Annotated in this window: 17 protein-coding genes and 1 other RNA gene; 11 read left to right on the top strand and 7 right to left on the bottom strand. The window is 72.3% G+C overall.

What is annotated here, in order from left to right; genetic code table 11:
- Positions 1–27: 27 nt before the first annotated feature.
- Positions 28–966: an NAD(P)-dependent oxidoreductase gene (locus MKK55_RS14825; RefSeq protein WP_243935766.1), complete on the bottom strand. Its 939-nt coding sequence runs from the start codon at positions 964–966 to the stop codon at positions 28–30.
- A 297-nt stretch (positions 967–1,263) separates the two neighbouring features.
- Between MKK55_RS14825 and MKK55_RS14820 the strand changes: the two genes are divergently transcribed.
- From MKK55_RS14820 to MKK55_RS14810, 3 genes are all read left to right on the top strand, one after another.
- Positions 1,264–1,647: a response regulator gene (locus tag MKK55_RS14820; RefSeq protein WP_147729619.1), complete on the top strand. Its 384-nt coding sequence runs from the start codon at positions 1,264–1,266 to the stop codon at positions 1,645–1,647.
- A 38-nt stretch (positions 1,648–1,685) separates the two neighbouring features.
- Complete coding sequence (locus tag MKK55_RS14815; RefSeq protein ID WP_243933132.1) at positions 1,686–2,210, top strand: protein phosphatase CheZ; 525 nt, start codon at positions 1,686–1,688, stop codon at positions 2,208–2,210.
- Positions 2,211–2,276: 66 nt separating this feature from the next.
- Positions 2,277–3,062 carry a creatininase family protein gene (locus MKK55_RS14810; protein ID WP_243933133.1) on the top strand — a complete coding sequence of 262 codons (786 nt, stop codon included), beginning with the start codon at positions 2,277–2,279 and terminating at the stop codon, positions 3,060–3,062.
- Positions 3,063–3,115: 53 nt separating this feature from the next.
- On the opposite strand, the gene MKK55_RS14805 is transcribed toward MKK55_RS14810, so the two are convergent.
- The 6 genes from MKK55_RS14805 to MKK55_RS14775 form a co-directional block, all read right to left on the bottom strand.
- Positions 3,116–5,494 (bottom strand): PAS domain-containing sensor histidine kinase, encoded by a 2,379-nt coding sequence (locus tag MKK55_RS14805; protein ID WP_243935764.1) that lies wholly within the window; start codon positions 5,492–5,494, stop codon positions 3,116–3,118.
- Positions 5,495–5,666: 172 nt separating this feature from the next.
- Positions 5,667–8,282: an aminopeptidase N gene (pepN, locus tag MKK55_RS14800; protein ID WP_243935762.1), complete on the bottom strand. Its 2,616-nt coding sequence runs from the start codon at positions 8,280–8,282 to the stop codon at positions 5,667–5,669.
- Between the two features lie 160 nt (positions 8,283–8,442).
- A complete protein-coding gene (locus tag MKK55_RS14795) occupies positions 8,443–10,530 on the bottom strand; it encodes a family 2A encapsulin nanocompartment cargo protein cysteine desulfurase (RefSeq protein WP_243935760.1) in 2,088 nt (695 codons plus the stop codon).
- Entirely contained in the window at positions 10,517–11,908 is a 1,392-nt protein-coding gene (locus tag MKK55_RS29045) for a family 2B encapsulin nanocompartment shell protein (protein ID WP_279596199.1), read from the bottom strand. Before MKK55_RS29045 ends, MKK55_RS14795 begins: the two co-directional genes overlap by 14 nt.
- A 474-nt stretch (positions 11,909–12,382) precedes the next feature.
- Complete coding sequence (cysE, locus tag MKK55_RS14780) at positions 12,383–13,243, bottom strand: serine O-acetyltransferase (protein ID WP_243935758.1); 861 nt, start codon at positions 13,241–13,243, stop codon at positions 12,383–12,385.
- A gap of 28 nt (positions 13,244–13,271) precedes the next feature.
- Positions 13,272–13,469, bottom strand: a complete 198-nt coding sequence (locus MKK55_RS14775; protein ID WP_243935887.1) for a hypothetical protein — start codon at positions 13,467–13,469, stop codon at positions 13,272–13,274.
- A 257-nt stretch (positions 13,470–13,726) separates the two neighbouring features.
- Here MKK55_RS14775 and MKK55_RS14770 point away from each other — a divergent pair, with 257 nt between their 5' ends.
- The 8 genes from MKK55_RS14770 to MKK55_RS14735 all read left to right on the top strand — a co-directional run bounded on the left by MKK55_RS14770 (position 13,727) and on the right by MKK55_RS14735 (position 21,212).
- The gene (locus tag MKK55_RS14770; protein WP_243935756.1) at positions 13,727–14,152 is read left to right on the top strand and encodes a YeeE/YedE family protein; all 426 of its coding nucleotides are present in this window, start codon (positions 13,727–13,729) and stop codon (positions 14,150–14,152) included.
- Positions 14,149–14,574, top strand: coding sequence for a DUF6691 family protein (locus MKK55_RS14765; protein WP_409566065.1), 426 nt, complete (start codon positions 14,149–14,151; stop codon positions 14,572–14,574). Before MKK55_RS14770 ends, MKK55_RS14765 begins: the two co-directional genes overlap by 4 nt.
- Before the next feature lie 380 nt (positions 14,575–14,954).
- The gene (locus MKK55_RS14760) at positions 14,955–15,395 is read left to right on the top strand and encodes a VOC family protein (RefSeq protein WP_243935754.1); all 441 of its coding nucleotides are present in this window, start codon (positions 14,955–14,957) and stop codon (positions 15,393–15,395) included.
- 44 nt (positions 15,396–15,439) lie between these two features.
- Positions 15,440–15,848: RNase P RNA component class A (rnpB, locus tag MKK55_RS14755), an RNA gene on the top strand.
- Positions 15,849–16,370: 522 nt separating this feature from the next.
- Positions 16,371–17,417 (top strand): 16S rRNA (cytosine(1402)-N(4))-methyltransferase RsmH, encoded by a 1,047-nt coding sequence (gene rsmH, locus MKK55_RS14750; protein WP_147843480.1) that lies wholly within the window; start codon positions 16,371–16,373, stop codon positions 17,415–17,417.
- Positions 17,414–17,830 (top strand): hypothetical protein, encoded by a 417-nt coding sequence (locus MKK55_RS14745; RefSeq protein WP_147727345.1) that lies wholly within the window; start codon positions 17,414–17,416, stop codon positions 17,828–17,830. Before rsmH ends, MKK55_RS14745 begins: the two co-directional genes overlap by 4 nt.
- A gap of 5 nt (positions 17,831–17,835) precedes the next feature.
- Positions 17,836–19,752, top strand: a complete 1,917-nt coding sequence (locus MKK55_RS14740; RefSeq protein ID WP_409566064.1) for a peptidoglycan D,D-transpeptidase FtsI family protein — start codon at positions 17,836–17,838, stop codon at positions 19,750–19,752.
- Complete coding sequence (locus tag MKK55_RS14735) at positions 19,749–21,212, top strand: UDP-N-acetylmuramoyl-L-alanyl-D-glutamate--2,6-diaminopimelate ligase (protein WP_243935752.1); 1,464 nt, start codon at positions 19,749–19,751, stop codon at positions 21,210–21,212. Before MKK55_RS14740 ends, MKK55_RS14735 begins: the two co-directional genes overlap by 4 nt.
- Positions 21,213–21,351 lie beyond the last annotated feature (139 nt).

The raw sequence follows: 21,351 nt of genomic DNA, 5'->3' as shown, positions 1-21,351 counted from the left end.
CCCTTTTCGATCGCTGCGCTGCGGGGCTCAGCCCTCGAGGCTGCGGCGCACGGCGCGGGCGGTGACCGCCGAGACGCGCACGTTCGATTCCCGCGTCACGCCGGCGATGTGCGGGGTCAGGATGAGGTTCGGCACGTCGATCAGCGCCGCGCCGCCCGCGGCGTCCACGGGCTCCTGGGCGAACACGTCGAGCGCCGCCCCGCCGAGGTGCCCGGACCGAAGCGCCGCGGCGACGGCGGCCTCGTCCACGACGCCCCCGCGGGCGGCGTTGATCAGGATCGCGCCCGGCCGCATCCGGGCGATCGCCGCCGGCCCGATCATGTCGCGCGTCGCCTCGGTCAGCGGCACGTGCAGCGAGAGCACGTCGCTCGTTGCGACCAGCGCGTCAAGGGCCAGGCTCGCCACCGCGCCGTGCGCCGGGCGCCACGCGGCGTCGTCGGGCGCAAGGTGCGGGTCGAAGGCGGCGACGGTCATGTCGAGGGCCGCCGCACGGCGGGCGGTCTGGCGGGCGATCGCGCCGAAGCCGACGAGGCCGAGGCGCTTGCCGGCGATCTCGCGTCCCATCAGCGCGTTGCGCGGCCACGCGCCCGCGGCGACCTGCGCGCTCGCGGCGTAGGCGCCGCGCAGCAGCAGCAACGCGGTGCCGATCACGTACTCGGCCACCGCGCCGTCGTTGGCGCCGGTCGCGGGATGGACCGCGATCCCGCGGGCGGCGCAGGCGGCCAGATCGATGTTGTCGAGCCCGACGCCGAGGCGGCCCACCACCCTGAGGTCGGGTGCCGCCGCGAGCAGGCCCGCGCGCACCTGCGTGCGGTTGCGGACGATCAGCCCGGATGCGCCCGCGAGCGCCGCGCGCAGGGCGTCCGGCCGGTCGACCAGGGTCGGATCGTAGAGCGTCTCGAACCCCGCGAGCTCCGCCGCGATCGCGGCCTCGTCCATGAACTCGCTGATGACGACCTTGCGCATGGGGCGGCGATCCTTCTCCGCGGCCGGGCCGGTGCCGGCGGGCTTCCCGCTCTGCCGCGGCGTCCGGGCGACGTCGCGGCTGGGGGCATCGTCATCACGCAGCCGAGCGCGTCGGTAAAGGCGGCCGCGCCGCCTATCCGAGTGGGTGCGCCGATCGCAGCGCGATTAACCGCTTCGCAATGCCGCCCGGCGTAAGGTCCCGGGCATGAGGTGCGACCAGCGACAGCGCCTCCCGACATTGCGTGACCGACGCCGACGGCCGAGCCGGCGATTCGGAGACACCGGAGCAGTTTGACCATGGCCCTCGATCTCAGCATGCCGATCCTGGTCGTCGACGACTACCAGACGATGGTTCGCATCATCCGCAACCTGCTCAAGCAGCTCGGCTTCGAGGAGGTCGACGACGCCTCCGACGGCACGGCCGCGCTGGCGCGCCTCAAGGGCCGCAAGTACGGCCTCGTGATCTCCGACTGGAACATGGAGCCGATGACCGGCTACGAGCTGCTTCGCCACGTCCGCGCCGACGAGGGCCTGCGCACCACGCCGTTCATCATGGTCACCGCCGAGTCGAAGACCGAGAACGTCATCGCCGCCAAGAAGGCCGGCGTGAACAACTACATCGTCAAGCCGTTCAACGCCGCGACCCTGAAGAGCAAGATCGAGGCGGTCTGCGGCGCCTGACCGACCTTTCGGGGCCGACACGCGGAGGAATGCTGACGATGGGTTTGCAAAGACCGCTCGGCGCGACGATCAACCCGGCGACCATGGTGTCCGAGTTGATCGAGATCGCGGACTACATCGCCCACGTGCGCGACGAGATCGCGGCCCTGCGCGCCAACGAGCTGACGCACGACCGCATCCCGATGGCGCACGAGGAGCTCGGCAACGTCCTCGCCGCGACCGCCGGCGCCACCAACACCATTATGGAGGCGGCCGAGTCGATGCTGGCGCTCCCGGACGGGCCGGAATACCGCGCCGCGGTCGAGAGCGGCATCGGCACGATCTTCGAGGCCTGCGCCTTCCAGGACATCACCGGCCAGCGCATCGGCAAGGTGGTCGCCGCCCTGCAGCAGTTCGAGCTGCGGCTCGCGCGCTTCGCCAGCGCGGTGCGGGCGCGGGACGCCGCCGGACAGGACCCGGCCGAGGCCGAGCGCAACGAGCGCGCCCAGCGCCTGCTCCTCAACGGCCCGCAGCCGAACGGCCCGGCGACGGCACAGGACGACATCGACGCCCTGTTCGCCTGAACCTCGACGGGAAGGGGCCGGCTCCGCTAGAGCGTTGCGCCTGACGTCGGGGCATCGGGGGACAGCATGGCGGCACGGCTCTGGTCCGACCTGACCACGCGCGAGGTCTCCGGGCGCGGCATGGGCCGCACGGTCGCGGTGCTGCCGGTGGCCGCGATCGAGCAGCACGGCCCGCACCTGCCGCTCTGCACCGACGTGGCGATCATGGAGGGCTACCTCGCGCGCGCCCGCGCCCTGGTGCCAGCCGATCTCGACGTGCTGGTGCTGCCGGTGCAGTCGGTCGGCAAGTCCGACGAGCACGACGCCTTTCCCGGTACCCTCTCGCTCACCACCGCGACCGCGCTCGCCGCCTGGACCGAGATCGGTGCCGGCGTGCACCGGGCCGGCTGCAACCGGCTGGTGATCGTCACCTCGCACGGCGGCAACAGCGCGCTGATCGACCTCGTGGCCGGCGATCTGCGCGCCCGCTTCGGCATGGTCGCGGTGACGACCGCTTGGGCGCGGTTCGGCTATCCGAAGGGATGCTTTCCCGACGACGAGATCGTCCACGGCATCCATGCCGGCGGGATCGAGACGGCGCTGATGCTGGCGCTTCGGCCCGACCTGGTTCGGCGCGAGGCGATCGCCGACTTTCCCTCGCGCACCCGTGCGATGGCGGGCGCCTTCACGCACCTGCGCGCCGGGCGTCCCGCCGCCTTCGCCTGGAAGGCCGGCGACCTGCATCCGTCGGGCGCGATCGGCGATGCCCGGCTCGGCACCGCCGAGGCGGGCGAGGCTGCCCTCGACCACGGCGCGCGGGCGTTCGTGGCGCTCCTGCACGACGTGGCGCGCTTCGACCTTTCGGGCGGGTAGCCTCGACGTCGCATCGATTCGGGAGCGGGGCCGGGCTTCCCCCCGGCTCCCTGTCAGGCGCCGGCCGGCTGCGGCTGCGGCTGCCGCGCGCTCGCCCCGGACGCCTCGCGGAGTGCCGCGACGGTCTGCTGCCCGGCATCCTCCGCGGCCACCGTCGCGAGGTGCTCGCTGGTCGGGCGGGGCAGGCGCACCAGGACGATGGTGCCGACGGTCTCCTCCGAGCGGATGCGCAGGGAGCCGCCGTGCAGCTCGGCCATGGAGCGGGCGATGGCGAGGCCGAGGCCGGAGCCCTTGTGGCTGCGGGTGAGGTTGGTCTCGACCTGCGAGAACGGCGCGCCGAGCCTGGCGAGCGCCGCCTTCGGGATGCCGATTCCGGTATCCTCGATGAACAGGTGAGCGTGGTCGCCGGCTGGGCGGGCGCGCACCGCGATCCGGCCGTTGGCGGGCGTGAACTTCACGGCGTTCTGCAGCAGGTTGACCAGGATCTGCTGCAGGGCGCGCTCGTCGGCGAGCAGCGCGAGGCCGGGATACAGGTCGACGGCGACGTGGAGGTTCTTCTGCCGGGCCGGCTCGGACACGAGCTTGAGCGCGTTGGAGACCGCCGCCGCGACGGCGATCTCGCGGCGCGCGAGCCGGACGCGGTGCGACTCGATCCGCGACATGTGGAGGATGTCGTCGATCATCGAGAGCAGGTAGTCGCCGCTGGCGCGGATGTCGGCGCAATACTCGCCGTAGCGCGCCGAGCCGAGCGGGCCGTAGAGCTCGCTCGCCATCAGCTCCGCGAAGCCGATGATCGCGTTGAGCGGCGTGCGCAGCTCGTGGCTCATGTTGGCCAGGAACTCGGATTTCGCCTGGTTGGCCGATTCCGCCGCCGCCTTCTGGTCGAGGTAGCGCTCGGCGAGGTCGGCGAGCTGCTGCGTCTGCAGCTCCAGCGTGCGGCGCGAGCGCTTGAGATCCTTGACCGTCTCGATCAGCTCGCGTTCCGAGGCGACGAGCTGCTCCTGGTGCCGCTTCAGGTTGGTGATGTCGGTGCCGACCGAGACGTAGCCGCCGTCCTTGGTCCGCCGCTCGCTGATCTGCAGCCAGCGGCCGTCGGTGAGCTCCGCCTCGAAGGTGCGGGCGGTCGCGCTCGCGGTGTCGGTCTCGGGCATCTCGCGCCGAATCTGCGGAAGCACGCCGCGGCCCATCACCTCGTCGTAGCGACGGCCGACCTGCGCGTCCTCGGGGCTCAGCGCGTGCAGGTGGCGGAACTTCGAATTGCACAGGACGAGGCGGTTGCTCGTGTCCCAGATCACGAACGCCTCGGAGATCGCCTCGACGGCGTCGCGCAGGCGCATGTCGTTGGTGGCGCTGGCCTCGGCGAGGTGCTGCTGCTCGGTGACGTCGACGGCGATGCCGACGAGGTGGCGGCCGCCGTCGGTCACGTCCGGCACCACCTCGGCGCGGGTGCGCAGCCAGATGTAGGCGCCGTTCGCGCCGCGCATGCGGAACGCGTGGTCCACCGCGGTCTGGCTCGCGGCGAGCCCGCGGGCGAGGCTGTAGAGGTCGCCGTCATCCGGGTGGACCAGGGCGTTGACGTCGCCGAACGACAGGAACTCGCGCTCGCGGCGGTAGCCGAGCAGCGCGTACATCGAATCCGACCAGTAGATCTGCCCGCGCGGGATGTCCCAGTCCCACAGGCCGCAGGCGCCGCGGCCGAGGGCGGTGTCGAGGCGCTGGCGGATCTGCTCGCAGACCTTGTCGATCGCCTTCGCCCGGCGGCTCTGGAGCCCGTAGGCGAGGCCGACCCCGACGATGACGAGGGCGGCCGCTGCGACGAGGATGGCCTGGTGCCGGGCGCGGCCCGTCCAGGTCGCGGTCAGCGCCTCGACCGACTGCATCACCGCGATCCGGTCCTGGCCGTCGGGCAGGCGCCGCATCGCCGCGAACACCGTGTCGCCGCCGGCCAGCGCCAGGCGCATCACGCCGGCGCGCTCGCCCAGCGTCGAGAGCGCCTCCGCCTCGCCGAGCACGGTCTCGAGCGTCTCGGCGCCCGCGGGCAGCGGCGGGCGGGCCGCGACGATGCGCTCGCCGCGCGCCACGATCAGCACCCGGCGCCCGGCCGGGAGCGCGCCGGCGGGGAATAGGTCGGCGAGGCTCGCCTGGGCCGCCTCGTCGCTGCCGACGCGGCCGGCCAGCGCCCCCGCCGAGAGGCGGGTGAAGGTCTCGAGGTCGGCGCTCGCGGCGGCGAGCAGCTCGTCGCGCTGGTTCTGGAGGTGGAGCGCGGTCAGCCCCGCCAGGCAGGCGAGGAAGGTCGCCAGCAGGGCCGGCACCGCGTAGCGCAGCCACGCCTCGGCCTGGACGAAACGCGCGGCCGGAGCCCGCGTCGGCCAGTGGATGCCGAGAATCGTATCCGCACGCGCGGAGAAGGAAGCGGAATCCGCCTCCGGCATGGTCGACCTCGTGACATGAAAGCGTCCGGGCCGTGCTGCGCCGGCCTCGAATCTGAATTCAGTTCATCACTTTCCCGGGTGATTTGTCCACGGCTTTTTTCCGGCCGAGCTTGACTCCCGGCCGCATCTACCGACTCGGATTCGGCGGAGAATCGTCAATGTTAAGCGATGGTTAACCGGCTTCGAGGGTGCGGGCGGCGATGTCGGCCACGTCCCGCGAAAGCGCGGGGATCGCCTTGATCCGGTTGAGGATTTCGGCGGCCTTTTCCCGCCGCGAAATTTCCCATCGGCGCCACGGGGAAAAGGCGGTGAGGAGGCGCGCGGCGAGCTGCGGATTGATCCGGTCGAGCGCTTCGATGCGCTCGGCCACCAGGGCGAACCCGGTTCCGTCGGCCCGCGCGAACTGGGTCGGGTTTCCGAGCGCGAAGCTGGCGATCAGCGCCCGCACCCGATTCGGGTTGGTCATGGCGAAGGCCGGGTGCTCGGCGAGCCCGGCGATCCGCGCCCGCGTGCCGTCCTCGGGGATCATCGCCTGGATCGCGAACCACTTGTCGAGGACGAGCGGCTCGTCGGCATAGGTGCTGCCGAAGGCGGCGAGCGCCGCCTCGCGGGCGTCCCCCGGGATCGCCGCGATCACGCCGAGGGCGGCGAGGCGGTCGGTCATGTTGCGGGCCTCGCGCAGCTGGGCGAGGGCGCCCTCGGTCCCCGCCGCGGGATCGGCCGCCGCGATCAGGTCGAGGCAGGCGTTGGCGAGAGACCGGCGGCCGGCCGAGGCCGCATCCGGGCTGTAGGCGGTCTCGTGCGACGGCCGCAGCGCCGACATCAGCCCGTCGAGGCGCGGGCGCAGCCGCGTTCCGAGGACCGCCCGAAGGGCGGTGCGGGCGGCGTGGATCGCATCCGGGTCGATGTCGGCGGCGATCTCGCTGGCGGCCTCGCCCTCGCCGGGAAGCGCCAGGACCAGGGCGGCGAAGGCCGGGTCGGCCAGGGCCTCGCCGTCGAGGAAGGCCCCGAGCGCGTCGGCGAAGGCCTCGGCCGCCCCCGGCGCCGCCGGTCCGAGGATCAGGCGCATCGCGATGCCCTGCGCCGCCTGCCAGCGGTTGAACGGGTCGGTGTCGTGGCGGAGCAGGGTGAGGCGCTCGGCGTCGGTCAGGTCGAGGTCGAGCCGCACCGGGGCCGAGAAGCCGCGCAGCAGCGAGGGGACGGGCGGCTCGGCGACGTTCTCGAACGCCACCGTCGCGGTCTCGGCGTCGAGGACGAAGACGCCGCCGGCGACCGCGGCCGACGTCGCCCCGGCGAGCGGGCCGGCCGTGCCGACGAGGCCGAGCGCCACCGGGATCACCAGCGGCGGCCCGGCCGCCTCCAGGCTCTGGCGGAAACCGAGCGTGCAGCGCCGGGACGCCGCGTCGTAGGCGCGGGTCACGGCGAGCGTCGGCGTGCCGGGGCGCTCGTACCAGCGCGCGAAGGCCGTGAGGTCGCGTCCCGTCACCGCGGCGAAGGCCGCCAGGAAGTCCTCGACGGTGGCCGCCGTGCCGTCGTTGTCGGCGAAGTACCGGTCCATGCCGGCCCGGAAGGCGTCGGCCCCGATCAGCGTGCGCAGCATCCGCACGATCTCGGCGCCCTTGTCGTAGACGGTCGCCGTGTAGAAGTTGTTGATCTCGGCATAGGCCCCCGGCCGGACCGGGTGCCGGAGCGGGCCGGCATCCTCGGGGAACTGCCGCGCGCGCAGGTTGCGGACCTCGCCGATGCGGTGGACGGCGCGCGAGCGCATGTCCGCGCAGAATTCCTGGTCGCGGAAGACCGTCAGGCCCTCCTTCAGGCAGAGCTGGAACCAATCGCGGCAGGTGACGCGGTTGCCCGACCAGTTGTGAAAGTACTCGTGCGCGATGATGCGCTCGATCGCGGCGTAGTCGCCGTCGGTCGCGGTCTCGGGCGAGGCCAGGACGTACTTGTCGTTGAACAGATTGAGGCCCTTGTTCTCCATCGCGCCCATGTTGAAGTCCGACACGGCGACGACGTTGAACACGTCGAGGTCGTAGGCGCGCCCGAAGGTCGCCTCGTCCCAGGCCATCGAGCGGATCACCGCGTCGAGGGCGTAGGCGGCGCGCGGCGCCTTGCCGGGCTCGACGTAGACCGCGACCGCGACGGCCCGGCCCTCCATCGTGGTGAAGTCCTGCGCGACCCGGTCGAGGGCGCCCCCGACGAGGGCGAACAGATAGGCGGGCTTCGGGTGCGGGTCGTGCCACACGGAAAAGTGCCGTCCGGCGCCGGGCACGTCGCCGGCCTCCACCGGGTTGCCGTTGCCGAGCAGCACCGGGGCCTCCGCGCGCTCGGCCTCGATCCGGGTGGTGTAGACCGCCATCACGTCGGGCCGGTCGAGGAAGTAGGTGATCCGGCGGAAGCCGTCGGCCTCGCACTGGGTGCAGTAGACGCCGTTCGAGCGGTAGAGCCCCATCAGCTTGGTGTTGGCGGTCGGGTCCACCCGCGTCGCGATCGTCAGCTCGAACGGCCCCTGCGGCGGCGCGTGCAGCGTCAGCCCGGCCGGGCTCGCCGCGTAGGCGTCGGCGGCGAGCGGCACGCCGTCGAGCTCCAGCCCCTCCAGGACGAGGTCGTCGCCGTCGAGCACCAGGGGGACGCCGGTGCGGCCGGCCGGGTTCGGGCGCAGCGCGAGCCTCGCCGTGATCCGCGTGTCGTGCGGCGCCAGCCGCACGTCGAGGTCGACGCGGTCGATCAGGAAGTCGCTCGGTCGGTAGTCCTGAAGCCGGATCTGGACGGGCGTATCGGTTCGCATGCGGGGCCTCGCTCGGCTGGCCGGAAGTCGGGACCGTTCTGGTCCCGCCGCCGCCGCGGTGCAACGGCGATGCCCGCCGGCCGATCGACAAACGGGAAGGCCCGATGCCGCGGCGACGGCATCGGGCCTTCGTTCGTGCCGGCGATCCTGCCGAACGCCGCTACCGCGGCAGGCGGTGCAGGGCCTTGAGGAACACGTCCACGTCCGCGCGGCTGTTGTAGAAGGCGAGCGAGGCGCGGATCGACTGGTCGACGCCGAAGCGGCGCAGGGCCGGCAGGGCGCAATGGTGCCCGGAGCGCACGGCGACGCCGTGGCGGTCGAGGTGGTGGGCCACCGCCTCGTTCGTCTGTCCCTCGATCACGAAGGACATCACGCTCGCCTTCTCGCGGGCGGTGCCGATCAGGCGCAGGCCCCTGATGTCGGCGAGGCCGGCCTGCGCATAGTCCAGCAGGTCGTGCTCGTAGGCCGCGATCGCCGGCAGGCCGACGCTCTCGAGATAGTCGAGCGCCGCGCCGAGGCCCACGGCGCCGGCGATGTCCGGCGTGCCCGCCTCGAACTTTTCCGGCGCGCCCTTGTAGACGGTCTTCGTGAAGGTGACGTCCTCGATCATGTGGCCGCCGCCCTGCCACGGCGGCATCGCCGCGAGGAGGTGCGTCTTGCCGTAGAGCGCGCCGATGCCGGTCGGCCCGAAGACCTTGTGGCCCGAGAACACCACGAAGTCGGCGTCGAGCGACTGCACGTCGATCGGGATGTGCGGGGTCGACTGGGCCGCATCGACCAGCACCGGCACGCCGTAGGCGTGGGCGAGGGCGATGATCTCGCGGACCGGGTTCACCGTGCCGAGCGCGTTGGCGACATGGGTCACCGAGACGATCTTGGTCCGGCCCGACAGCAGGGCGGCGTACTGCTCGAAGATGATCTCGCCGCGATCGTCGACCGGGATCACCCGCAGGGTCGCGCCGGTGGCCTGGCTGAGCAGCTGCCAGGGCACGATGTTGGCGTGGTGCTCGATCGTCGAGACGATGATCTCGTCGCCCGGGCCGATGTTGGCCCGGCCGTACGAGTTCGCGACGAGGTTGATCGCCTCCGTCGTGCCGCGCAGGAAGACGATGTCGTCCTTCGAGGGCGCGTTGAGGAAGCGGCGCACCTTCTCGCGGCCGCCCTCGAACAGGTCGGTGGAGCGCGCGGCCAGCGTGTGCGCGGCCCGGTGGATGTTCGAGTTGTGGCGGGCGTAGAACTCGGAGGTCGCGTCGATGACCGATTGCGGCTTGTGCGTGGTCGCCGCGTTGTCGAGCCAGACCAGGGGGTGCCCGTTCACGCTCTGGTGCAAGGCCGGGAAGTCCTTGCGGATGTGCTCGACGTCGAAGGGCGCGCCCGCCGGGCTCGACCGGATCGAGGTCGCGCGCGGGGCCGGCCCGTCGTGGCGCGCGGGCTCGACGCGGGGCGTGGCGTGCGGCCTCGACGCGCGCGAGCCCCCGGTCAGGAAGTAGTAGTCGCCCGACGAGAACGGCTCGTCGGGGCCGGGCTCGACCGTGCGCACGGGATCGCCCGAGAGCCGGCCGGTGCGCCGGAAGTTCTCCTGGGCGACGTCGACGCCGCGCTTCGACGGGTCCGCCGGAACGAGGGACGGCGCGATCACGTGGGCGAAGGCGTTGGCCCGCGGATGATCCTTCGCGACGGTCCGGTGCAGGTCGCCGCCGCCGGGGAGGAAGGCGGCGACGTCGGCCACGCTCGGCACGAAGAATTCCGGCAGGCCGTGCCGCGTGGACGGAACGCCGCGCTGCGCCGCGCGCGGGTCGGCGAGCGGGTGGACCGAGGGGATCGTCGTGACGTCGAGGAGGCCGGCGCTCGTCGGCGCGGGCGTCCCGCCGAACGGGTTGGCGGCCGACGGCCCGGTCAGGCCGGGAAGCCCGACGCTCGGGCCGCCGACGTTGCGCGCGCCGAAGGCGGCGTCGGGCTGGACGCCCGACGAGGTGCCCGACGGCACCGAGGGGGTGCCGATCGCGGCACCCGGGAGCGACGGCTGCCCGGGGCCCTGGGGAAGGGTCTCCAGGCCTTGGGGACGCTGCGGCGACGCCGGCACGGCGGGGGCGAGCGGGGCGGAGGCCGCGTTGCCCTGGCCGTAAATCTCGCGGGCGAGGCGCCCGACGAGATCGGCATGGGCGAGGGAGCCGGCGGCATCGCCCGTCGCGCCCGTGGGGATGCCGATGGCGGAGATGCCCACGACGCCGGCCTCAGGCGTAGTCATGGTAGTTGCCGAGCAGCACGTTATCGAGGCGGGCGATCGCGTCCTCGACCAGCACCGCGGCCGAGAAGTAGCGGGTGACGAGGTGCGAGGCGATCGAGTGGTCGTTGGTGCCCATGTAGCGCACCGACAGGCCCGGCTCGATCTCGCCGGTGACGCCCGACTTCTGCAGGCCGACGACGCCCTGCTCGCCCTCGCCGACGCGCAAGAGCAGGATCGAGGTGGTCTGGGCGCCGGTCGCCGGGTCGGTGTCGATCGGCAGCTTGTCGCTCGGCACCAGCGGCACGCCGCGCCAGGTCAGGAAGGGCGCGCCGAACAGGTGCACCACGACCGGCGGCACGCCGCGGCGGGTGGCCTCGCGGCCGAAGGCGGCGATGGCGCGGGGATGCGCCACGAAGAAGGCGGGCTTCTTCCAGACCAGGGTCAGAAGCTCGTCGAGATCGTCGGGCGTCGGCGGGCCGGAGCGCGTCGGGATGCGCTGGCGGCCGCCGACCTCGTTGAGCAGGCCGAACTCGGAGTTGTTGAGCAGCTCCCACTCCTCGCGCTCCTTCACGGCATTTACTGTCAGGCGGATCTGCTCGCGGAGCTGATCGATCTCGTTCGAGTAGAGATCGGTGACGCGGGTGTGGGTGTTGAGGATCGTCTGGATCGTCGAGAGGTGATACTCGCGCGGATCGATCTCGTAGTCGACGAAGGTCGTCGGCAGGCGCGGGGCGCCGGTGTGGACGGCCAGCAGCTCGATGCCCTGCTCGCCGTAGCTGTTGGTGTGCCCCTTCAGGCGGTCGCGCTCCTCGACGTACTGCGCGATGCGGTTCTTGACCGCGTCGTCGTCGAGGGCCGCGCGGTCGAGGGTGAGCAAGGTCACCGCCGAGAGCGCCTTGACGGCGGGCGCGGGCTGGCTGCCGCCGACCAGGGTCTCGTCGCCGAAGAAGTCGCCGCGGGTGGCGAGACCCGAGCGCAGCCGGTTCTTGTAGGGGCCGGACAGCGAGAGCTCGACGGTGCCGTCGGCGACGATCGTCAGGCTGCGGTCGCCCGCGCCGCCCTCCGAGATCGTCTCGCCGGCATTGTGCCGGCTCTCGGTGAACCGGTCCGCCAGCGCGGCCAGCTCGGCATCGCCGAGGCGGCTGAACGGCGGCACCGCGCGCAGCGAGGCGGGGCTGATCGCGCGGCCCTTGCCGTCCGAGGCGAGGTCGATGCGGCCGGGCTTGGCCAGCACCACGGCGCGACGGTTCACGCGGTAGACGCCGCCGTCGACGTCGACGAAGGGCAGCAGCCGCAGGAGCCAGCGCGGGGTGTTGGCGAGGTTCTGGACCGACGTGACGGTCGCGGTCGATAGATTGCGTGCTGCCGATGCGCCCACGCTCTGCCCTTGTCCGCTCATCGTTCGTCGTCCCCGCTTGATTGTCGTTCGAGCCCGGGCACGTTGCTGTGCCGGCAAGTTGTATCGGCCGCGGCCATCCCGCATGAAGGGATGGCGCGTTCGGATTAAGCATCGAATGCTTGACGTCCACCCGCGACGACCTGCGTCGCGTCTTGGAACGTCCGTGGTCTAGCCTCGGCCGCGATGCGCGGTCAATAGAACGATTTTCTCAAGTTGCGTTGTCTTGCAAAAATGCCGGTTATCGAATGCTGGTATGCTGAATTACGGTGCCGTGCAGTCGTGTTTCTGGAGAATGTACTTCTCCAAAAGCCTCGTCCGGCGCGATGAAGGGCAAGCTCGTCCCACCGTCCGCTCGACTGTTCCGACGCCCGCGCGGGACGAGCGACCGTTCCCGTCGCCGAGACGAGCGAGACGGCGCAGCCTCCGGCGCCTCCGATCGTGGCCGCGAGCCGGCCGCCTTCGCATCGGCCCGTGTCAGATCCCGTCCCCGAAGAACTGGTCCATGCTCTGGGCCGGCTCCTCGCTGCGCGGCAGCTTCGACACCACGCGCGCCGGCACCCCGGCGACCGTGGTGTGGGCCGGCACGTCGTGCAGCACGACCGCGGCCGCCGCGACGCGGGCGCCCTCGCCGACGCGGATGTTGCCGAGCACCTTGGCGCCGACGCTCAGCAGCACCCCGCGCTTGATCTTGGGATGGCGGTCGCCGCTCTCCTTGCCGTTGCCGCCGAGCGTCACGGATTGCAGGATCGAGACGTCGTCGGCGATCACCGTGGTCTCGCCGATCACCACCCCGGTGGCGTGATCGATGAACACGCCGGAGCCGATGCGCGCCGCCGGGTGGATGTCGGCGCCGAACACTTCCGAGATCCGGCTCTGCACGTGCAGCGCCAGCGTCGCCCGGCCCTGGTGCCAGAGCCAGTGCGCCACCCGGTAGCCCTCCAGCGCCGCCAGGCCCTTGTAGAACAGGAACGGGTCGAGATAGCGCCGGCAGGTCGGGTCGCGCTCGCGGATGGCGACGAGGTCGCGCACCGCGTGGGCGCCGGCATGCGGGTCGGCCTCGAAGGCGGCGAGGCAGAGGTCGCGCATCGCCAGCCGCGACAGGTCGCCGTCGCCGAGACGGTGCGCGAGCCGGTAGGCGAAGGCCTGCGCGATGCTGCGCTGGTCGAGGACGGTCGCCTGGATGATGCCGGCATAGAGCGGCTCCTCCACCAGCGCCGCCTCGGCCTCGGCGCGGACCTCCGCCCAGACCGCGTCGACGCTCGTGCTGCGGCTCGTCGTCCGCAGCGGCGCCTGCGGCAGGGAGGAGCGCGCCTCGAGGATGGCTCCGAGGCTCATGCGGCGACCCGCGAGCGGATCGGCATCCTCACGCCGTCCGCTTCTCGAAGAGATCCGGCAGGTAGCGATGCAGGGTCTCGTGGCCGTCGAACTTGACGTCGAGGGTGAGCCGGGCCGCCTGCGCCTCGTCGTGCGTCTCGACCACGCGGCCGAGGGCGTGGCGCCAGATGCCGAGCGCTTCGGCGACGTCGAGCCGGGCGAACACGACCTGATCGCCCTCGGCGATCGCGGCGGCCGCGCCGGTGCGATGCGCCCCCGCCCGCGGCGAACGAACCGGGGTCGGCGGCGCGAGGACGTCGTTGTCCTCCCAGGCGTCGAATTCGGAGATGCTTTGCGTCGCGGAAGCTCTGTCCAGCAGCATGATTCTTCCGTTAAGTTGTTGACGTGATTGAATAATTGGTGATCCTGCGGGGGATTGCAAGCCTTGTTTCCGGCGACCCCGCGCGATACGCCGGCCGCCGCACGCGAAGGAGGACCGCCCGCATGACCAGCACCGATCTGTCCGCGCTCGCCGGCGGAGCGCTGATCGGCCTCTCGGTGGCGCTGCTGCTGCTGCTGAACGGCCGCATCGCCGGCATCAGCGGTCTCGTCGCCGGCCTCGGCACCGACAGGGGCGAGCGCCGGCGGGTGGATGCCGCCTTCGTCGCCGGCTTGCTGATCGGGCCGCCGGCCTTCGCCTGGCTCTCCGGCGCGTGGCCGGAGACGCGGATCGTCGCCTCGCTGCCGGTGCTCGTCGTCGCGGGCCTGCTCGTCGGGTTCGGCACGCGGCTCGGCTCGGGCTGCACCAGCGGCCACGGCGTCGCCGGCCTCGCCCGTCTGTCGCCGCGCTCGCTCGTGGCGGTGCTCACCTTCCTGTCGGCCGGGATGGCGACGGTGGCGGCGGCGCGCGCCTTCGGGGGGGCGTGGTGATCGGCCTCCGGCGCCTGCTGGCGGGGCTCGCGGCGGGCGTGATCTTCGGGGTCGGCCTGTCCGTGTCCGGCATGCTCGACCCGGTGCGGGTCCGCGGCTTCCTCGACGTCACGGGAGCCTGGGACCCGAGCCTGATGTTCGTGCTCGGCGGCGCGGTCGCCGTCTCGGCGCTCGGCTATCGCCTGTCCCGCCGGCTGCCGCGGCCGGTCCTCGCCGACGCCTTCCAGATCCCGACGAACCGCCGGATCGACGCGGCCCTCGTCGGCGGGTCGGCCGTGTTCGGGATCGGCTGGGGGCTCTCCGGCTTCTGCCCCGGGCCGGCGGTCGCGGCCCTCTCGACCGGGAGGCTGCCCGTCGCCGTCTTCGTCGCGGCGATGCTGGTCGGGATGGCCGCCCACCGCTTCGCGACGGCGCCGGGATAGAGAGCCGCCGCGGGGCCGACGCGATAAGATCCCGGCGCACGGTCCGCCCGCCGGACGATCGCGCCGCCAAGCCCTGACGGGATCCTGTGCGAAGCCGCCCCGAGGACGAAGCACGTCGCCGACGGGGCGGAGATCGACGGGGCTCTTCCTTCGAAGCCCTGCGGCCCGACGGGGATGCCGCCGCCGCGTCGGCCGACGCGATCCAGGCGCGTGCCGCGATTCGCGACCGCGCCGACGGGTACGGCCTACCGGCCGCCCGATCGGGCGCTAGCTACCACGGCGACCCGCCCGGCGCCGCGACCTTCGTCGGCTGCGCCGGGCGTCCCGCAGATCCGGCCGGGGGAGGCGGGACGCCGCTCCGGCCCAACAGGATGCCGCCTATGGAATATCTGCACACGATGGTGCGCGTCGCCGACCTCGACACGGCGCTCGCGTTCTACGTCGACACCTTCGGATTGCAGGAGGTGCGCCGCATCGACAACGAGAAGGGCCGCTTCACGCTGGTCTTCCTCGCCGCCCCCGGCGACGCGGCCCGCGCCGAGACCACCAAGTCGCCCCTGGTGGAGCTGACCTACAACTGGCACCCGGAGACCTATTCCGGCGGGCGCAACTTCGGGCACCTGGCCTATCAGGTCGACGACATCTACGCCTTCTGCGCCCGGCTGAAGGACAAGGGCGTCACCATCAACCGGCCGCCGCGCGACGGCCACATGGCCTTCGTGAAGTCGCCGGACGGCATCTCGATCGAGATCCTGCAGAAGGGCGGCGCGAAGGAGCCGCAGGAGCCGTGGGCCTCGATGGAGAACACCGGCAGCTGGTAGCCCGCTTGACCCGGGCGGCCGATCCGGCCCACATCCGCGCCGGATCAGTCGGCCGGGCGGCCGCTCCGGGCGTCAGCCCGGGGAGGAAAGTCCGGGCTCCATGGAGAGACGGTGCCGGATAACGTCCGGCGGGGGCGACCCCAGGGACAGTGCCACAGAGAGCAGACCGCCCCGGGCCGCGAGGTCGCGGGGTAAGGGTGAAAGGGTGCGGTAAGAGCGCACCGCGGACGCGGCAACGCGGACGGCACGGCAAACCCCACCGGGAGCAAGACCGAATAGGGGCGGCGCGCCTCGCCTCGCGAGAGGCAGAGGCAGGCCCGCTCTCCAGGCCAGTCGCCCGGGTTGGTTGCTTGAGGCGGTCGGCAACGATCGTCCCAGAGGAATGGCCGCCACGTCCGGGTGCCTCGCGGCATCCGGGCCCTACAGAACCCGGCTTACAGGCCGGCTGATCCGCTCGCTCCCGGCCCGGAGCGTCGTCGGGAACCCCGGCTAAGCCGTTGACGGATCGTGCCGATCCTCGGGCGGCTGCGGGATCGTGGGGAATATATGCCCGCGCTGGGCGAAGCTGTGCGAAGCTTTCGCCGGCTGACGCTTTCACGTCGTCACTACAGTCGTCGATCGCAGCCCGAACCTCGGCCGACGCGACGAAAAATTGACCGTCGGTTAACCTTGTCGAGGTCAGATCGGACGTCCGCGATGCGGGTCTTCGCTTGCGTTGACGATCGTCAGAGGCCCATGGTACCCGCCAACATCTCGTCAACGGTGACTTCCGGATCGACGGACGCGCCCCGCGCCCAAGCGGGGATCGCCCGTGTGCGGGCCTTTGGCCGCCGCATCACCGGGACCGCCCAAACCGACCGCGCCGCGACGCAGCGGCCGGGTGCAGGCAGCCATGAGCCGAACCGTTCCCCCCGTCCACGGCGGGCTGCCTCGGCCGCGCGCGGCCCGGCGAACCTCCGCAGGCGGGGTGCCCCGATGACGCGCAAGCCCCTGGAGCCGGCCGGCGGACCGCACGTTCCGGTGCTGCTCGACGAGGTGCTGGCCGCCCTCGACCTGTGCGGGGCCGGGCTTGCGGTCGACGGCACCTTCGGCGCCGGCGGCTACACCCGCGCGATGCTCGCCGCCGATCCCGACCTGCGCGTGATCGGCATCGACCGCGACCCGTCGGCGATCGCCGGCGGCGCCGGGCTCGTCGCCGCCGCGAACGGGCGGCTCACCCTTGTTCCCGGACGGTTCGGCGCCCTCGACGCCCACCTCGCTGAGCTCGGCGAGGCGCAGGCCGATCGGATCGTGCTCGATATCGGCGTGTCGTCGATGCAGATCGACCAGCCCGAGCGCGGCTTCTCGTTCCGCAACGACGGCCCGCTCGACATGCGGATGGCCGCCACCGGCCTCAGCGCCGCCGACCTCGTCAATGAGGCCGAGGAGGCGGAGCTCGCCGACATCATCTACCATTACGGCGAGGAGCGGCGCTCGCGCGCGGTGGCCCGCACCATCATCGAGGCGCGCCGGCGCGGCCGGATCGAGACCACGGCGCAGCTCGCCGACCTCGTCGCCGGCGTCGTCCGCACCGAGCCCGGCAGCGGCATCCATCCGGCGACGCGCACGTTCCAGGGCCTGCGCATCGCGGTCAACGACGAGCTCGGGGAGCTGGTCCAGGCGCTGCACGCGGCCGAGCGGATGCTCGGGCCGGGCGGGCGGCTCGCGGTGGTGACCTTCCACTCGCTCGAGGACCGCATCGTCAAGCAGTTCTTCTCCGCCCGCAGCGGCCGCGCGGTCCAGGCCTCGCGCCACATGCCGAGCGCGCTGCCCGGCGGCGAGCCCGCCGCCGCCAAGAGCTTCAAGCCGGTGACCAAGGGACCGGTGCTGCCCTCCGATTCCGAGACCGCGCGCAACCCGCGCGCGCGCTCGGCCAAGCTGCGGGCCGCCGAGCGCACGGATGCACCCGTGCCGGCGCCGCTCGCCGCGATCCAGGCGCTCGCCGCGCTTCCCGAAGCCCCGCGCGGAGGCGCACGCCGGTGATCCGCCTGCTCAACCTGCTCGCCGTCGCCGGCCTCGTCGCCTCGGCGATCTACGCCTACTCGATCAAGTACGACACGCTCTACCAGGGCGGTCAGGTCTCGAAGCTGAAGAGCGGCCTGCATGCCGAGCGGCAGGCCATCGCCGTGCTGCGCGCCGAGTGGCAGCTCCTGACCCGGCCGGACCGGCTGCAGGCGGCGGTGGAGAAGCACCTCGCCCTGGAGCCGATCGGCACCAGCCATCTCGGGCGCCTCGCCGACCTGCCGGCCCGGCCCGAGCGCGGCGACGAGATCGGCCGCCTGCTCGCGGCCACCGCAACGCCGAAGGAGAAGGGGCCGGCCTCCGAGCCCCGCACCACCGGATCGATCACCCGCACCGTCGTCACGACCCGCACGCCGAACGCGGCCTCGAGGTAGTCCCCGTGTCCCAAGACGCTCACGACGCCGCACCCGAAGACGCCGCCCGCGATCCGCAGGCCGCCGACCCGCACGCGCTGCCCGACGACGCGGCCGGGCACGATCACGCCGAGCCCGAGCTTGAATCCGCGCCGCGTTCCCACGCCGTCGAGGAGCCGGTGCTCGAGACCGAGCCGCGGGTCCATCCGGGGATGCGCCTGTTCCGGGCGATGTTCCGCCTCGCGATCGAGCGCTCCTACACCCGCGTCGCGCTGGTCGGCCTCGCGTTCCTGGCGGTGTTCGGCGCGATCAGCGTGCGGCTCCTGTCGATCGCGATCTTCGGCGCGCCGCCGAGCCAGGAGCACCGGGTGGCGGCCGCCGCCACCACCGCGATCCGGCCCGACATCATCGACCGCAACGGCGAGATCCTCGCCACCGACATCCGCACCGTCTCGGTCTTCGCCGAGCCCGGCAACATCTACGACAAGGACGAGGCGGTCGAGCTGCTCACCGCCGTCCTGCCCGAGCTGAACGCCACGGAGCTGCGCGCCAAGCTCACCCAGAAGCCGGGCAAGAAGGGCGTCGGCTTCGTTTGGGTGAAGCGCGAGCTGACGCCGAAGCAGCAGGCCGAGGTCCACCGGCTCGGCATCCCCGGCATCGGCTTCCTGCCCGACCACAAGCGCGTCTACCCGAACGGGGTCGCCGCCGCCCACATCATCGGCGCGACGAACCTCGACAACATCGGCATCGCCGGGATGGAGAAGTACATCGACAACCAGGGCAACAAGGCCCTGAACGAGTTCGGCTTCGTCGCCAAGCAGACCGACCTCAAGCCGATCCAGCTCTCGGTCGACCTGCGCGCGCAGTTCGCGGTGCGCGACGAGCTGGCCAAGGGCATCGAGCACTTCAAGGCCAAGGCCGGCGCCTCGATGATCCTCGACGTCCAGACCGGCGAGGTGATCGCGCTGGTCTCGATGCCGGACTTCGACCCGAACAACCCGGTCGACGCCCTGTCCGACGACAAGATCAACCGCATGAACGTCGGCGTCTACGAGATGGGCTCGACCTTCAAGGCGATGACCCTCGCGATGGCGCTCGAATCGGGCAAGTACAACGTCAACTCGACCTTCGACACCCGCGGCGGCGTGCTGAGCTGGGGCCGCCAGAAGATCCACGAGTATCACGGCACCAACCGCGTCATCACCATGCCGGAGGTGTTCACCCACTCGTCCAACATCGGCTCGGCCAAGATGGCGCTCGGCGTCGGCGTGCCCGGCCACAAGGCGTTCCTCAAGAAGATGGGCCTGCTCGACCGGATGCGGACCGAGCTGCCCGAGTCGGCCATGCCGATCATCCCGCCGCGCTGGACCGAGATCAACACCATCACCATCGCCTTCGGCCACGGCCTCGCGGTGGCGCCGATCCAGGCGACGGCGGCGGTGGCGGCGATCGCCAACGGCGGCTTCCTGATGACGCCGACCTTCCTCAAGACCGACGTCAAGGAGGCGATGGCGAAGGCGACGCAGGTGCTGAGCCCGCAGACCAGCGAGGCGATGCGCTTCATCATGCGGCTCAACGCGACCGAAGGCTCGGCCAAGAAGGCGGCGATCCCGTACTACTTCGTCGGCGGCAAGACCGGCACCGCCGAGAAGGTGATCGGCGGGCGCTACAACAAGAACCGCCTGTTCACGACCTTCATGGCGGCCGCCCCGATGGACAAGCCGAAATACCTGTTCGTGACCATCATGGACGAGCCGCAGGGCCTGCCGGAGAGCGGCGGCTACGCCACCGCCGCCTGGAACTCCGGCGTCGTCACCGGCAAGGTGATCGAGCGCGTCGCGCCGATCCTCGGCCTGCCGCCGCAATTCGAGCCGCCGGCCAAGCCCTTCCCGCTGATGGTCAAGCTCAACGCCTACCACGCCAGCATGGTCGGCGGCCCGTGAGCGCGCCGACCCTGGGCACCCTGTTCCCGGATGCGGGAACGGGCGAAGCCGGCCGCCTGGTGGCCGGGCTGACCGCCGACAGCCGCAACGTGGTGCCGGGCGGCGTCTTCGTCGCGGTGCCGGGGACCCGGGCCGACGGGCGGCTGTTCGCGGCCAAGGCCGCGGCGGCCGGCGCCGTCGCCGTGGTCGGGGAGGGCGACCGTCCCGCCGACCTGCCGCGGGATTGCGCCTGGATCGCCGTGGCGGATGCCCGCCGGGCGCTCGCGCTCGCCGCCGCGCGCCTGTCGGGCCGCCAGCCCGAGACCATCGTCACGGTGACCGGCACCGCCGGCAAGAGCTCGGTCGCCGACTTCGTCCGCCAGATCCTGTCGCGGATCGGGCGGGAATCGGCGAGCCTCGGCACCGTCGGCATCGTCACCAACCGCGGCGCCGCCTACGGCTCGCTGACCACGCCCGATCCGGTGACCCTGCACCAGACCCTGGCGCGGCTCGCCGACGACGGCATCACCGACCTCGCGATGGAGGCCTCCTCGCACGGCATCGAGCAGCGCCGCCTCGACGGCGTGCGGCTGGCCGCCGCCGGCTTCACCAATCTCGGGCGCGACCACCTCGACTACCATGCGACGGTCGAGGACTACCTCGCCGCCAAGCTCCGCCTGTTCGCGACCCTGCTGCCGGCGGGCGCGCCCGCCATCGTCAACGCCGACGGTGCCTATGCGGACCGGGTGATCGCCGCCGCGACCGAAGCCGGCCACGCCATCCGCACCACCGGCCGCGCCGGCTCCGACATCCGCCTCCTTGATGCCCGCACCGAGGGCTTCGCGCAGGTGCTCGACCTCGACGGCCGCCACGGCCGACGCCGGATCCGGCTGCCGCTGGTCGGCGGGTTCCAGGTCGAGAACGCGCTCGTCGCCGCCGGCCTCGCGCTCGCCACGCCCGCCGGCGCCGCCGACCCCGACGGCGTGTTCGCGAGCCTGGAGCACCTCACCGGCGTGCCCGGCCGCATGGAGCGCATCGGCGAGGTCAACGGCGCGCTCTGCCTCGTCGACTACGCCCACAAGCCGGAAGCCCTGGAGGGCGTCCTCGTCGCGTTGCGCCCCTTCGCAACCGGGCGCCTCGTCGTGGTCTTCGGCTGCGGCGGCGACCGCGACCGCGGCAAGCGCCCGATCATGGGCGCCATCGCCGCGCGGCTGGCCGATACGGTGATCGTCACCGACGACAATCCCCGCTCCGAGGACCCGGCCGCGATCCGCGCCGCCATCCTCGCCGAGGCGCCGGGCGCCGGCGAGATCGGCGACCGCGCCGAGGCGATCCGCACGGCCGTGCGCGGGCTCGGGCCCGGCGACGTGCTGGTGGTGGCCGGCAAGGGTCACGAAACCGGCCAGATCGTGGGCGACCGGGTGCTGCCGTTCTCGGACCACGCAGTGCTGCGGGCGGCGATCGATGGGGATCTGCGATGAGCGCCGTTCCCGTGAAACACGACGACTGCCGCACGTCTCCCTCCCCCCTCTGCGGGGGAGGGTGGCCCGCGAAGCGGGTCGGGAGAGGGGAGCGACATCTCCGGACAACGCGCTCCCCTCTCCCGACCCTCGCTGACGC

It is taken from the genome of Methylobacterium sp. J-059 (assembly GCF_022829485.1).
GTDB lineage: Bacteria > Pseudomonadota > Alphaproteobacteria > Rhizobiales > Beijerinckiaceae > Methylobacterium.
The sequence above is the reverse complement of the archived record's forward strand: the minus strand, read 5'-3'. Positions and strand labels throughout refer to the sequence as shown.

What these genes read in the sequence shown, in the direction of transcription:
- MKK55_RS14825 (WP_243935766.1), bottom strand. Translation starts at nt 966, where the DNA reads ATGCGCAAGGTCGTCATCAGCGAGTTCATGGACGAGGCCGCGATCGCG.
- MKK55_RS14820 (WP_147729619.1), top strand. Translation starts at nt 1,264, where the DNA reads ATGGCCCTCGATCTCAGCATGCCGATCCTGGTCGTCGACGACTACCAG.
- MKK55_RS14815 (WP_243933132.1), top strand. Translation starts at nt 1,686, where the DNA reads ATGGGTTTGCAAAGACCGCTCGGCGCGACGATCAACCCGGCGACCATG.
- MKK55_RS14810 (WP_243933133.1), top strand. Translation starts at nt 2,277, where the DNA reads ATGGCGGCACGGCTCTGGTCCGACCTGACCACGCGCGAGGTCTCCGGG.
- MKK55_RS14805 (WP_243935764.1), bottom strand. Translation starts at nt 5,494, where the DNA reads ATGCCGGAGGCGGATTCCGCTTCCTTCTCCGCGCGTGCGGATACGATT.
- pepN (WP_243935762.1), bottom strand. Translation starts at nt 8,282, where the DNA reads ATGCGAACCGATACGCCCGTCCAGATCCGGCTTCAGGACTACCGACCG.
- MKK55_RS14795 (WP_243935760.1), bottom strand. Translation starts at nt 10,530, where the DNA reads ATGACTACGCCTGAGGCCGGCGTCGTGGGCATCTCCGCCATCGGCATC.
- MKK55_RS29045 (WP_279596199.1), bottom strand. Translation starts at nt 11,908, where the DNA reads ATGAGCGGACAAGGGCAGAGCGTGGGCGCATCGGCAGCACGCAATCTA.
- cysE (WP_243935758.1), bottom strand. Translation starts at nt 13,243, where the DNA reads ATGAGCCTCGGAGCCATCCTCGAGGCGCGCTCCTCCCTGCCGCAGGCG.
- MKK55_RS14770 (WP_243935756.1), top strand. Translation starts at nt 13,727, where the DNA reads ATGACCAGCACCGATCTGTCCGCGCTCGCCGGCGGAGCGCTGATCGGC.
- MKK55_RS14760 (WP_243935754.1), top strand. Translation starts at nt 14,955, where the DNA reads ATGGAATATCTGCACACGATGGTGCGCGTCGCCGACCTCGACACGGCG.
- rsmH (WP_147843480.1), top strand. Translation starts at nt 16,371, where the DNA reads ATGACGCGCAAGCCCCTGGAGCCGGCCGGCGGACCGCACGTTCCGGTG.